Raw genomic sequence first — 12,369 nt, forward strand, 5'->3', positions numbered from 1 at the left:
CCTACGCGGTGGCCGGGCGCGCCTGGCCGGTCGCCGGGCGGTGCGTCGCGGTCTTCGCGGTCTGCTCGGTGGCGGCCGAGGCGGCGACGCCTGCGGCGTCGGCGCGGCGCGGCACCTGGACGGGCGGCAGCGGCGAGACGGGGCGCTCCTCGCTCGAGAGCCACTGCGGGCGCGGCGGCAGCTTCTTGACGTCCTTGAAGATGTCCTCGAGCTGCGTGTGGTCGAGCGTCTCGTGCTCGAGCAGCTCGAGCGCGAGGCGGTCGAGCACGTCGCGGTTCTCGTTGATCACCTGGTACGCCTCGTTGTGCGCCTGCTCGATCAGTCCGCGCACCTGCTCGTCGATCCGCTCGGCGAGCCGGTCGGAGTAGTCGCGTCCGTGACCCATGTCGCGGCCCATGAACACCTCGCCGCTGGAGGACGCGAGCTTGACCGGGCCGACCTCGGTGGTCATGCCGTACTCGGTGACCATCTTGCGGGCGATCCCGGTGGCCTTCTCGATGTCGTTCGACGCGCCCGTGGTCGGGTCGTGGAACACGATCTCCTCGGCGACGCGGCCGCCCATGGCGTAGGCGAGCTGGTCCTGCAGCTCGTTGCGGCTGACGGAGTACTTGTCCTCGAGCGGCAGCACCATCGTGTAGCCAAGGGCCTTGCCGCGCGGCAGGATCGTGATCTTCGTCACGGGGTCGGTGTGGTTCATCGCCGCCGCGGCGAGCGCGTGGCCGCCCTCGTGGTACGCGGTGATGAGCTTCTCCTTGTCGTTCATCACGCGGGTGCGGCGCTGCGGGCCGGCGATCACGCGGTCGATCGCCTCGTCGAGCGCGCGGTTGTCGATCAGCTGCGCGTTCGAGCGGGCCGTGAGCAGCGCGGCCTCGTTGAGGACGTTCGCCAGGTCCGCGCCCGTGAAGCCGGGGGTCTTGCGGGCCACGACGTCGAGATCGACGCTGTCGGCCAGCGGCTTGCCGCGGCCGTGCACCTCGAGGATGCGGCGACGGCCGGCGAGGTCCGGTGCGTCCACGCCGATCTGGCGGTCGAAGCGGCCGGGACGCAGCAGCGCCGGGTCGAGGATGTCGGGGCGGTTCGTCGCCGCGATCACGATGACGTTCGCCTTGGGGTCGAAGCCGTCCATCTCGACGAGCATCTGGTTCAGCGTCTGCTCGCGCTCGTCGTGACCGCCGCCCATGCCGGCGCCGCGGTGGCGGCCGACGGCGTCGATCTCGTCGATGAAGATGATGGCCGGCGCGTTCTCCTTGGCCTGTTTGAACAGGTCGCGCACGCGGCTCGCGCCGACGCCGACGAACATCTCGACGAAGTCCGAGCCCGAGATCGAGTAGAACGGCACGCCGGCCTCGCCCGCGACCGCGCGCGCCAGCAGCGTCTTGCCGGTGCCGGGAGGGCCGTACAGCAGCACGCCCTTCGGGATGCGCGCGCCGAGGGCCTGGTACTTGGCCGGGTCCTTCAGGAAGTCCTTGATCTCCTGCAGCTCCTCGAGCGCCTCGTCAGCGCCCGCGACATCCGCGAACGTGACGTCCGGATGCTCCTTGTTCGCGAGCTTGGCGCGCGACTTGCCGAACTGCATGACCTTGCCGCCGCCGCCCTGGGCGCTCGAGATCAGGAACCAGAACAGCACGCCGAGCAGCAGGATGGGCAGCAGCAGCGAGAGCAGGCTGTCGAACCAGGTGGCGCGCGGCACGGCGTCGTTGTAGCCGTCGGCGGGCGCGGCCGCGTCGACCGCCTCGACCACCTCGGCCGCGCGAGCCTCGACGTAGTAGAACTGCACGTGACTGGTGCCCTCGTGCGGCTCGGACAGGTGCAGGTCGACCCGCTGGTCGCCGTCGGTGATCAGCACCTCCTGCACGGTGCCGCCGTCGAGCAGTTCGAGGCCCTCCTGCGTCGTCACCTGGCGCGTGCCGGTGAGGCTGGAGATGAGCGAGAACCCGACGACGAGCAGCACGCCGATCAGCAGGACGTAGATCAGCGGGTTGCGGGTGAGCTTCTTGAAGTCCATGGTTCGGGGGTCCTCCCCCTGCCCCTCCTGTCGTGCGCGCTGTCGCTCCGGCGACGTTGCTTCACGTTACCCCGCGCCGCTTATGCGCCGTCTGGGATTCGCCCATGGCGTACGGACGCCCCGCGGAACCGATCTGCCGTCGTGCGAGCGAAGCGAGCGTGCCGCGGATGCGGCCGAACGCAGCGCGAAGCGCTGCCGACGGGAGCGTCAGCGACCGTCCTCGCTCGCGAGTGTCCGGCGCGGAGCGTCGGCGCGAGCGTGCGAGGCGCTTCTGAAAAAACTATGCATACACATGCGGGGCGAGCACGGCGACGTCGCGGAGGTTGCGGTAGCGCTCGGCGTAGTCGAGGCCGTAGCCGACGACGAACTCGTTGGGGATGTCGAAGCCCAGGTACTTGCAGTCGATCTCGACCTTCGCGGCCTCGGGCTTGCGCAGCAGCGCGAGCACCTCGATGGACTCGGCGCCGCGCGACGCGAAGTTGTCGAGCAGCCAGCTGAGCGTCAGGCCCGAGTCGATGATGTCCTCGACGATCAGCACGTCCCAGCCGCCCAGGTCGGTGTCGAGGTCCTTGCGGATCTGCACGACGCCGCTCGACTTGGTGGAGCTGCCGTAGCTGGAGACGGCCATCCAGTCCATTGCGATGTCCCGCGTGAGGTGGCGCGCGAAGTCGGCCATGACCATGACCGCGCCCTTGAGCACGCCGACCAGCAGCAGCTTGCGCCCGGCGTAGTCGGCCTCGACGCGACGCGCGAGCTCCGCGAGCTTCTCGTTGATCTGCTCCTCGGTGACGAGGACGGAGGTGAGGTCGTTCGGGATGTCTGCCGCGCGCATGCGTCGAGTCTACGGGCGGGCGGGCGGCGGCCTCCGGCGATCACGCAGGGGCGGTCGGCCTGCCCGTCAGTCCTCGCCCGGATCCTCGACGGCTCCGACGTCGAAGCCGGGAAGCGCGCGGTGGATGAGCGCGCGGCGCCGCCGCGCCTCGACCACGCCCGCGACGCCCACCGCCAGCGCCACGGCGACCAGCGCCGCGCCGGGGCCGAGCAGCACCTGCAGGCCCGTGAGCGCGGCGACGTCCTCGTCGGCGGCTCCCTCGTTCGCGAGCGCGCCCCACGCGATCGAGCCGATCATGAGCAGCGAGAAGCCGACCACGGCCAGGCCGTGGCCCAGCCACTCGACGGACCCCGTGGCCTCGAGCTGCACGGCGGCGTCCTCGTCGGGCTCCAGCGTGCCCGCGAGGGCCGCGCGCACCGCGCGCCGCTCGCGGCGGAGCCGCCCGATCAGGAACGGCAACGTGGAGGCGAGGAGCGTCACGACGGGCACCGCCACGAGCAGCGCACCCGCGCCGACCAGCACGTCGATCACGCCCTCCATCGGCCCGCCGCCCCAGTCGATCGGGTCGCACCCGCGACAGGGCTGGCGGATCAGCACCCCGCCGAAGAAGACCGTCGCGCCGATCTGCAGCGCGACGACGAGCACGACCCACGCCGCGCCGCTGCGTTTCGCGCCCGGACGCGCGGCCCGGCGCGGCGTCGTCGCGGCGACGGGGCCCGGGATCCGGTCGAGCCGTGCGCTCCACGCGGTGCCGCCGGCCGTCGCGGCCGCGAACAGGCCGATCGCCGCGGCGGTCATGAGCGCGCCGACGATCAGCGCGATGCCGTCGAACTCGAAGCCCGACACGAGCTCGACGATCATGGTCACCGGCCCGAGCACCACCAGGAACATGGCGACGATCCGCAGCGGCCAGAACGGGTCGCTGCGCAGCCGGCGATGCTCGGCGATGGGAAGCCTCGGCGCCGCCGGGTTCTCGCGGAATCGCGCCTCGGCGGCGCGCAGCCTCATCCAGCGGTCCAGCGCGCGACGCCCCAGCTCGAAGAGGATCGCGCATCCGACCAGGGCCCCCATCGGCCCGATCAGCCCGCGCAGGGCGACGTCGAACACCGACGGCAGCGACAGCACCTCCTCGCCCGCGATCCCGAACACCAGCAGCGCGCCGAACAGGATGAGCGCGGCAGCGAACACGCCGACGGTCAGCGTGGCGAGCCCCGAGACCAGCGCCTGCAGCGGACCGACCGGCCCGGGCTCGACGACCCTCCCGCCGACCCGCTCGGCCGCGCCCGTCATCCGAGCCCCGCGGAACGGGCCGCGAACACGATCCGGGCGCCGCGGCGCGACGCCGTGCAGACCGGCAGGTCGATCGGCCCCTGGCCCGCCCAGTCGGTCACCAGCCGGGCCACCTCGAGCGTCTGCACGCGGGTCAGCGCGACGCCGAACTCGCTCTGCACGACGTGCCGGATGATCCGGTTCCGCAGCGCGGCCGGGTTCGCGGCGAGCGCGGGCACCGAGACGGCGATGCCGGCCTCGGCGGGCTCGACGATGTCCTCGATGGTCTCGTCGATCATCTCGGCGAACGCCTCGGCGTCCTCGCGCAACTGCTCGGCGGTGCGCGCGAGCGCCTCGGCGATGCCCGGCCCCAGCTCCGCCTCCAGCACCGGCAGCACCCGCTCGCGCACGCGCACGCGCGAGAACCGCTCGTCGGCGTTGTGCGGGTCCTCCCATGCCTCGAGCCCGAGCGCCGCGCACGCCTCGCGCGTGACCGAACGCCGCAGCGCGAGCAGCGGACGCAGCCACAGGATGCCGCGCTCGTCGCGCCGCGCGGGTGCCATGCCCGCCAGGCTCGTGCCGCCGGCGCCGCGCGCGAGGCCGAGCAGCACGGTCTCGGCCTGGTCGTCCAGCGTGTGGCCGAGGAGGACGGCCGCGGCGCCTTCCGCGGCGTCGCGCAGCGCGCCGTACCGGGCATCTCGCGCGGCGGCCTCGGGCCCGCCATCCGTTCCCACCTCGACGCGCACGACGCGGGACTCGATCCCCAGTTCCGCGGCCTGCGCGGACGCGCGCTCCGCGACCCGGGCGGAGCCGTCCTGCAGGCCGTGGTCGACCGTGACGCTCGTCACGCGCATCCCGCGCGGGCGCGCCTCGTGCGCGGCGGCCGCGGCGAGCGCGAGCGAGTCCGCGCCGCCCGAGAGGGCGATCAGCACCGTCGCGCCGTCGTCGAGCGCGGACAGCGCGGTGCGGACGGCGAGACGCACGGCGGCGACGGACGGATCGAGCACGCGTCAACGGTATCGGCCTGAGAACCGCGCCACTCAGCGGCACCCGGAGCGGAACAGTAGGCTTGACGCGGCTACATCCCACTGATTTCAAGGAGCAACCCGCATGGGCGCCTACGACGCAGTCATCGAGATCCCGCGCGGCAGCCGCGTGAAGTACGAGGTCGACCACGGCACGGGCCGCGTCTTCCTCGACCGCGTGCTGTACACGACGTTCGGCTACCCGACCGACTACGGATTCTTCGAGAACACGCTCGGCGAGGACGGCGACCCGCTGGACGTGCTGGTCGTCATGGACCACGCCGTGTACCCGGGCGTGGGCGTCAAGGTGCGCCCCGTCGCGGTCCTGAAGATGAAGGACGAGGCCGGCGGCGACGACAAGGTCATCGCGGTGCTCGCGAAGGACCCGCGCTGGGAGCACATCCAGGACATCGGCGACCTGGCGGAGTACACGAAGAAGGAGATCGAGCACTTCTTCGAGCACTACAAGGACCTCGAGCCCAACAAGTGGGTCAAGGTCGACCAGTGGGGCGACGCCGCCGAGGCCGAGCGCCTGGTGACCGAGGCCTACGAGCGCTTCGAGCAGCACGAGGGCGAGACCCGCACCCAGGGCGAGGGCGAGTTCCCCGACACGCGCGCCTGACGCAGATCCGCACACGCGGAAGGGGCCCGGCCCGCTCGATCGAGCGGCCGGGCCCCTTTCACACTCTGTCGGGGAAGCGCCGGGTCAGACGTAGACGCCGCGGTCGGCCATCCACGGGATCGGGTTGGTCGGCGCCCCGCCGAGGTAGACCTCGAAGTGCAGGTGGCAGCCGAACGAGTTGCCCGTGTTGCCCTCGTACGCGATGACCTGTCCCGCGCGCACGTACTGGCCGTAGCCGACCAGGATGCCGCCGCTGACGATGTGCGCGTAGCCGGTCCCGACGCCGTTGCCGTGGTCGAGGCGGATGTAGTTGCCGTAGCCGCCGTTCGGGCCCGCGTAGGCGACGGTGCCGTTCGCGGCGGCGTAGATCGGCGCCCCGCAGCCGGCGGCGAGGTCGACGCCGGCGTGGAAGGTCGAGCCGCAGTAACTGGGGCCGCACATCTTGGGGCGCGAGCCGTAGCCGGACGTGCGCCATCCGTCGCTCGGGCGGGCCCATCCGGAGCCCTGCGGCGCGCCGCCGCCGCTCGCGGGCGCGGGCGATCCGCCCCCGCCGCCGCCGCTGTTCGCCGCCGCGGCGGCCGCCTCGGCGGCTTCGCGGGCGCGGCGGGCGGCCTCCTCGGCGGCCTTCCTGCGGCGCTCCTCCTCCTTGCGGCGCTGCTCTTCCTCGTACGCCTTCTTGGCCGCGACGCCCTTCTCGTAGTCGGCGACCGTCTTGCTGGTGGTGTCGCGGAGCGCGGCGAGCTGGGCCTCGAGGGTCACCATGTGCTCCTGCTGCTGCGCGAGCGCCTCCTCGGCGGCGATCTGCGCGTTCTGCGCCGCGATCATCTTCTCTTCGGCGATCTTCTGCAGGCGGTCGCGCTCGGCGCGGGCGACCTCGGCCTGGTCCGAGAGGGACTGGGCGGAGTCGCGGGCCGCGGCCGCCTCGGCGTAGATCGTCTCGCTGCCGGCGATGAGCTTGTCCATCTGGCCGAGCTTGGTGAGCAGCTCGTCGGCGCTCGCGGCCGAGCCGGCGAACAGCACCTCGAGCGACGTGCCGTCGCCGCCCGCGCGCGACAGCTGCGACGCGACGCGCGCTGCGTTGGTGGCGGCGGTGTCGGCGAGCGCGGCCTGCTCGTCGGCCTGCTTCTGCAGCTCCTCGGCGCGGTACGAGGCCTCGAAGAAGGCCTGCTGCGCCTCGTAGTACTCGTTCGCGGCCTGCTCAGCGGCGGCGCGGGTCTCCTCCACGCGGCGCTGCAGCTGCGCGATCATGTCCTCGAGGCGGCGGATCTCGCCTTCCTTGTCGGACTGGTTGCGCTTGGCGCGCTCGACGTCCTCCCACGAGGGGTAGTCGTCGGGGTTGTAGGTCACGGCGAAGGCGCTGCCCGCGCCCGAGAGGCCCACTCCCAGGGTGACCGCTCCGACGCCCGCGAGCGCGAGCGCCGTGCGGCGCGAGAACGGCACCCACAGGCGGCGTCGCTCAGCGGCGGTCGGAGCGCAGTCGCACTCTTCCGCTGTGGACTCCAGGGCGTCCATCGGGCTGGTCACCGCCTGTTTCACATCCGTCACACTAACAACATCCGTCTCACTTGCAACACCCCGGGGCGCGCGACACCGCGGCTCGGGAGGGCCGGGAGGGCGCGTTCATCCTCGCCGCGAAACGCCCGGGATGCGGGAGGACGCGCCCCGAATTGGAAAATCCGCAGCGCTCCGCTTATGCTTGATCGTCGGCACGTGAGCCCCGGCGGTTCACCCCGGCCCCATCGTTTAGCGGCCTAGGACGCCGCCCTTTCACGGCGGTAGCACGGGTTCGAATCCCGTTGGGGTCACACGAGCTGATACAATTCCATAGTTTGGCCCTGTAGCGCAGTTGGTTAGCGTGCCGCCCTGTCACGGCGGAGGTCGCGGGTTCAAGTCCCGTCAGGGTCGCTCCGAGCGACGGGCCTTCTTTCACAAGGAGGCCTTTCGTCTAGGACGCGACAGGTTCGCCTCTCGCGAGGCTCTGTAGCTCAGTTGGTAGAGCGCACGACTGAAAATCGTGAGGTCACGGGATCGACGCCCGTCGGAGCCACCACCTGAAACCCCCGGTTCGCCGGGGGTTTTCTCGTTGCTGCGGATGGTCCTGGGTTGGACCGGTCCCGGGTTGTGCCGGTTTTGTGCCGGTACAGGGCTCAAGGGATCTGCACCGCGATGACCCCGCGACCTGGGGATAAGGTGCCCCCGTGCCCCGAACCAGGTTCATCATCCCCGGCGAGCAGATCTCACGTGTCCCGCTGCTCAAGCTTGTGCGAGCAAACAAGTTGGCGGCGGAGATCTACCAGGACTTCGTCGCATGGAGCGAATCGGGCTCGCCTCACACCCGTTCAGAGTTCAGCGCAGACCGAAAGACCGCACTCCTCCGCGCCGCACTCCCGTCCGCACCGCCGATTGACGACTGGGCTCTGAGGTACGGTGACGCGTCCACAACTTCCGCGCCGCGCTCGATGGGCTCGCGTGGGAGGTCGCTCATCTCGACGGCGGGCAGCCGAGCCGCAACTCCGCCCGCAAGCTCTACTTCCCGATGGCCAAGACTGAGTCTCGCTGGAACGAGCTGGTCCGCACCACGTTGGCAAGCATCCCCGACGACGTGTTGGAGAGGATCAGGTCGGTGCAGCCGTTCATGGCGTCCGACCCGCAAGCGTTTGCCCTGCCGCTGCTGCACGAACTGGATCTCGATGACAAGCATCGCGCCGCGCTCCAGATCCACTTAACTGCCCGCGACCGACAGACCCTCATGTTGATGATGCGCTTCCAGGCCGGACATCCGATCGAGGGAGATCCGATCATTCAAGATGGCTACGAGTTCCTTGCAGATGGGTTGGAGGTGCGCAACGGCCTAGAGATCGCGAGTGGCTATGTCAACCGGATACGAGACCGTTGTGTCGGTCTGATTCGAGACCACCTCGGGCGCGGCGTTGACCATCATCCGAGTTCATCGAGGTCCCACCGCGGGAGTCAGGCGGCCGGTCGGGTTGCGTCGGGTAGCGCCGACCATGCGGCGTAGCTGCCCTCTAGTTCGGCGATGTCGTAGCCGGCCCGCCGCAGGGCACTCGCGGTGACGCTGTTGCGGACACCGCTCTGGCAGTAAGTCACGATGGTGCCGGTCTCAGGCAGTCCGTCGGTGTGCCACATGACGCGACCGCCGGACATCTGGTCGGCGCCGGGGATGTGGCCGGCGGCGAACTCCGTCCGGTTGCGCACATCCAGCAGAAGCGCGCGATCGATCTGACCGAGCCGATCCGGCGCGACAGTCTTGGGGCGCACCAATGAAAGACCCTCGATGGTCGTGATGAAGCCTTGTACGTTGTCGATGCCGACCCGGATGAGGTGGTCGCGGATCCGCTCTGCGGCGGCCCGGGAGTCGGCCAGCAACACGAGGGGCCGGAACTCGGTTTCGGGGTCGTAGACCCACGATCCGTAGGTGGCCGCTTTGGCTTCGCCCGGCACGTTCAGCGAACGCGCGACCGTTCCTTCGTGCACCTGACTGTGATGACGGGTGTCGACGAAGATCACCCGATCCTCTGCCAGGGCGACGAGCAGCTCGGCTGTCGTGTACTCGCTCAGCGTCGGCAACTCTCCGATCACGGCCGGTCCCACACGATTCTGTGTCTTCATCCGCGCGAAGTAGGCGTGGGCATCGGGCTGGTCGCTCAGCAGCGCCTCGACGAAGCCCTGCTCGTCGTCGTTGGCGAGGTACGAACCCCACCAGGAGAAGCGACGCTCGTACCCGACCGTGGAGGCGGCGATCGCTCCCAGCGCCTTTCCGCAGGCGGATCCGGATCCGTGCGCGGGAAGCACCTGCACGTAGTCGGGAAGTGTGAGGAAGTGATCGCGCAGGCTCGCGAACAGTGCCTGGGCGCCTGCGAAGCGGGTGTCTACGCCTCCGGCTGCCTCGTCGAGCAGGTCGGGCCGGCCGACGTCTCCGACGAAGACGAAGTCGCCCGTGAGCATGTAGCCGGGTTCGTTGGTCTGAGCGCCGTCGGTGATGAGGAAGGACAGGTGCTCGGGAGTGTGTCCGGGGGTGTGAACGGCTTCCAGCGTGACGTTCCCCAGCGTGATCTGGTGACCGTGCTTCATGCGCACGGCGGTGTCGAAGCCTGCCCCATACGTCCAGTCCGGGCCGCCCTCGTCGGATACGTACGCGGTCGCGCCGGTGTGCGCAGCGAGCTCGCGCGTGCCGGACAGGTAGTCGGCATGGATGTGCGTCTCGGTCACTGCGACGATGCGCATGCCGTGCTTGCCGGCGAGATCCAGATAAGCGCCGATATCGCGTCGGGGGTCCACCACGACGGCCTCGCCGCTGCGCTGGCAGCCGATCAGGTAGCTGGCCTGTGCGAGGTCTTCGTCGTAGATGCGCTCAAGCAGCATCGCGATCGCTCCTTTCCTCGTGATCCGTGATCAGTTGCATGAGCAGCGCTCGTTCTCGGGGACTCCTGCGAGGGCCTGCTCGATGTGCTGGCCGCAGCCGTCCCACGTGGGCTTGCCGCACGCAGGGCAGATGATTCGTGCGCACATGGCGTTCCTTTCGGGGCTCTTAGTCTGTGTGAGTTGGTTAGGCGGTGCGCTGCGCGAGCTGCCGGTGAACCTCGTCCATGTCGAGTTCACGCGCCTTCTGGATCAGCAGCTCGAGTTGCGGTGTCGGGAGCGCGCCGGGCTGGGAGTACACGAGCACTCCGTCGCGGAACACCATGAGCGTCGGGATCGAGGTGATGCGGTTAGCCGCCGAGAGTTCAGGCTCAGCCTCGGTGTCGACCTTTGCGAACACCACGTCGCGGTGGCGGTTCGAGGCGGACTCGAACACGGGCGCGAAGGCGCGGCACGGGCCGCACCAGGCAGCCCAGAAGTCCACGAGCACGATGCCGGTGGCGGTGACGGTGCTCTCGAACGTCTCAGCAGTCAGGTTCTTTGTAGGCATGCGCGTCCTCCGACCTCAGCGTCCGAACAGGCGTGACCAGAACCCGCCGCGGTTCGCCTGTGCCGCCTCCAGCTCCGCGGCGGTGTGCTGACCACCGCACCAGTCGGAGCTCGCGACGCTGCTCTTCACCGCCGCGACATGCTGGCCGCAGCCGGCCCATGTCGTCTTGCCGCACGTGCGGCACATCACTGCTCGGCACATCTGCGCATCCCTTCGCTATACCCGGGGGAGTATTCGCCGCCGGTAGCCCGACTATACCCCCGGGGGTATGCTGGTTGTCAACTCGGGCTCACGAAAGGACCTCTCATGGCAAGCACACCCACACTCGCGGACGCGGCACCGGAGCACGACCAGGAGGCAAAGCGCAAGGTCGTCAACCGGCTCCGCCGAGCACACGGGCAGCTGGCAGCGGTCATCACCGCCGTCGAACAGGACGCCCACTGCCGCGACGTCGTGCAGCAGCTCGCCGCCGTCTCGAAGGCGCTCGACAGGGCCGGCTTCCTCGTCATCTCAAGCGCCCTCCGCGAGTGCCTCGCCGACCCAGACGCAGAAGATGCCACACGCCCCGAAGAACTCGAGAAACTCTTCCTCTCCCTCGCATAGCCCTAGCGGAAGGAAGGCGTGCTAACGCGCCTCGCGCGTCGCCCTGGTCAGTGGCTGGTTCGCCCCCTGGTGGAGACCAAGTGCGGTCGGATCATCCGGTCTGCGACGATTCCCGTGATGACGGCGAAGACAACCTTGTGAAGCACGTCGACCACCAGCTCGCGTCGGGGCCAGGTGTGCGGTGGGGCGCCGACGCCGGTCGCGTTCTCAACGGTCTGATCGAAGCCGAGGCGCACGAGGCTGTACCAGGCGTTGGCGTAGACGCCGCGGATGCCGACTGCGGCCCACACGCCGCGAAGCGCGCCGAGGAGCGCGGCGGTGGCGTAGTGCATCAGGTGGTTGGAGATGAAGGGCTTGTCTGCATCGGTCGGCCGCCGGCCGAGCAGAGTCAGCAGCACACGCCGGGGCACGTATGAGTTCGGACGGCGGGTGATCGCTTGCTCTACTTTTTCGCCGACGACCATCGCTGACCCACCGGCCAGTCCGGCGACAGCTCCGATGCCAGCCGCGCGGATCACACCGCTCACTCGTGAAGTCGTACCCATCAGGACTTTCCTCTCTGAGATCGATTAGCGTGTGCGTCCTGGGGACGCGTACGTCGCGCGAGGATGACCGTCATGACGATCCCCGCGACCAGCAGCACCAGACCGCCGACGTTCCAGGCGATGTCGTACGGCAGAAGATCGACGCCGTAACGGATTTGGTGCAGCTGGAGCACTTTGTGGTCGATGAGGCCGTCCCACAGCTGGAACACGCCCAGGCCGACCAGGAAGCCGGCCCAGGCGGCGGCGGCCCAGAACTGCTCGCGCCGTCGTGCGTCCAGCATCAGGAAGAACCCGGCCGCGAACACGAACAGTTCCGCGGCGTGGAGCAGGCCATCGGAGAGCAACGCGATGTCTGCGGTGGCGTTGTCGTAGAAGTGGTGCCACGCGAGGATCTGGTGAAAGACGATCTCGTCGATGGCGGCCATGGTGGCTATGCCGAGCAGGAACGCTGCCCAGTAGGACTTGTTGGGCTCATCGCATTTGAGCGTGTAGCGGTCTGAGCGTCGCGGTGGCCGGGTAGGCGTCGAGGTCTCCCGGA

The 12,369-nt window shown here is 69.7% G+C and carries 13 protein-coding genes and 3 tRNA genes; 6 read left to right on the plus strand and 10 right to left on the minus strand.

What is annotated here, in order from left to right; translation table 11 throughout:
• Position 1 precedes the first annotated feature (1 nt).
• From ftsH to tilS, 4 genes are all read right to left on the minus strand, one after another.
• Positions 2 to 2,005: an ATP-dependent zinc metalloprotease FtsH gene (gene ftsH / locus ACYVGN_RS09155; protein ID WP_460790271.1), complete on the minus strand. Its 2,004-nt coding sequence runs from the start codon at positions 2,003 to 2,005 to the stop codon at positions 2 to 4.
• Between the two features lie 280 nt (positions 2,006 to 2,285).
• On the minus strand, positions 2,286 to 2,837 hold the full coding sequence (gene hpt, locus ACYVGN_RS09160) for a hypoxanthine phosphoribosyltransferase (RefSeq protein WP_055988462.1): 552 nt from the start codon (positions 2,835 to 2,837) through the stop codon (positions 2,286 to 2,288).
• Positions 2,838 to 2,903: 66 nt separating this feature from the next.
• Positions 2,904 to 4,127 carry a hypothetical protein gene (locus ACYVGN_RS09165; RefSeq protein WP_460790273.1) on the minus strand — a complete coding sequence of 408 codons (1,224 nt, stop codon included), beginning with the start codon at positions 4,125 to 4,127 and terminating at the stop codon, positions 2,904 to 2,906.
• Positions 4,124 to 5,113 carry a tRNA lysidine(34) synthetase TilS gene (gene tilS / locus ACYVGN_RS09170; protein ID WP_460790274.1) on the minus strand — a complete coding sequence of 330 codons (990 nt, stop codon included), beginning with the start codon at positions 5,111 to 5,113 and terminating at the stop codon, positions 4,124 to 4,126. Before tilS ends, ACYVGN_RS09165 begins: the two co-directional genes overlap by 4 nt.
• 103 nt (positions 5,114 to 5,216) lie before the next feature.
• On the opposite strand from tilS, the gene ACYVGN_RS09175 reads away from it, so the two are divergent.
• Positions 5,217 to 5,753, plus strand: coding sequence for an inorganic diphosphatase (locus ACYVGN_RS09175; protein ID WP_055988458.1), 537 nt, complete (start codon positions 5,217 to 5,219; stop codon positions 5,751 to 5,753).
• 84 nt (positions 5,754 to 5,837) lie between these two features.
• On the opposite strand, the gene ACYVGN_RS09180 is transcribed toward ACYVGN_RS09175, so the two are convergent.
• Positions 5,838 to 7,298 carry a peptidoglycan DD-metalloendopeptidase family protein gene (locus tag ACYVGN_RS09180; protein WP_460790276.1) on the minus strand — a complete coding sequence of 487 codons (1,461 nt, stop codon included), beginning with the start codon at positions 7,296 to 7,298 and terminating at the stop codon, positions 5,838 to 5,840.
• Between the two features lie 187 nt (positions 7,299 to 7,485).
• Between ACYVGN_RS09180 and ACYVGN_RS09185 the strand changes: the two genes are divergently transcribed.
• The 4 genes from ACYVGN_RS09185 (at position 7,486) to ACYVGN_RS09200 (ending at position 8,772) form a co-directional block, all read left to right on the plus strand.
• A tRNA-Glu gene (locus tag ACYVGN_RS09185) sits at positions 7,486 to 7,558 on the plus strand.
• 26 nt (positions 7,559 to 7,584) lie between these two features.
• Positions 7,585 to 7,658, plus strand: a tRNA-Asp gene (locus ACYVGN_RS09190).
• A gap of 69 nt (positions 7,659 to 7,727) precedes the next feature.
• Positions 7,728 to 7,803, plus strand: a tRNA-Phe gene (locus tag ACYVGN_RS09195).
• Positions 7,804 to 8,289: 486 nt separating this feature from the next.
• Entirely contained in the window at positions 8,290 to 8,772 is a 483-nt protein-coding gene (locus ACYVGN_RS09200) for a hypothetical protein (RefSeq protein ID WP_134745533.1), read from the plus strand.
• On the opposite strand, the gene ACYVGN_RS09205 is transcribed toward ACYVGN_RS09200, so the two are convergent.
• From ACYVGN_RS09205 to ACYVGN_RS09215, 3 genes are all read right to left on the minus strand, one after another.
• Positions 8,724 to 10,136 (minus strand): MBL fold metallo-hydrolase, encoded by a 1,413-nt coding sequence (locus tag ACYVGN_RS09205; RefSeq protein ID WP_460790278.1) that lies wholly within the window; start codon positions 10,134 to 10,136, stop codon positions 8,724 to 8,726. The two genes, ACYVGN_RS09200 and ACYVGN_RS09205, sit on opposite strands and share 49 nt — an antisense overlap.
• A gap of 184 nt (positions 10,137 to 10,320) precedes the next feature.
• On the minus strand, positions 10,321 to 10,683 hold the full coding sequence (gene trxA / locus ACYVGN_RS09210; protein WP_055988450.1) for a thioredoxin: 363 nt from the start codon (positions 10,681 to 10,683) through the stop codon (positions 10,321 to 10,323).
• 15 nt (positions 10,684 to 10,698) lie between these two features.
• The gene (locus ACYVGN_RS09215) at positions 10,699 to 10,884 is read right to left on the minus strand and encodes a hypothetical protein (RefSeq protein ID WP_055988449.1); all 186 of its coding nucleotides are present in this window, start codon (positions 10,882 to 10,884) and stop codon (positions 10,699 to 10,701) included.
• Positions 10,885 to 10,989: 105 nt separating this feature from the next.
• Between ACYVGN_RS09215 and ACYVGN_RS09220 the strand changes: the two genes are divergently transcribed.
• Entirely contained in the window at positions 10,990 to 11,286 is a 297-nt protein-coding gene (locus ACYVGN_RS09220; RefSeq protein WP_055988447.1) for a metal-sensitive transcriptional regulator, read from the plus strand.
• 47 nt (positions 11,287 to 11,333) lie between these two features.
• Here ACYVGN_RS09220 and ACYVGN_RS09225 read toward each other — a convergent pair whose 3' ends face one another.
• Both ACYVGN_RS09225 and ACYVGN_RS09230 read right to left on the minus strand, forming a co-directional pair.
• Positions 11,334 to 11,813, minus strand: a complete 480-nt coding sequence (locus ACYVGN_RS09225) for a hypothetical protein (protein ID WP_460790281.1) — start codon at positions 11,811 to 11,813, stop codon at positions 11,334 to 11,336.
• A gap of 17 nt (positions 11,814 to 11,830) precedes the next feature.
• On the minus strand, positions 11,831 to 12,369 hold a 539-nt coding region (locus ACYVGN_RS09230), incomplete at its 5' end, for a DUF2243 domain-containing protein (protein ID WP_460790282.1).

This window comes from Microbacterium lacusdiani (assembly GCF_054779895.1).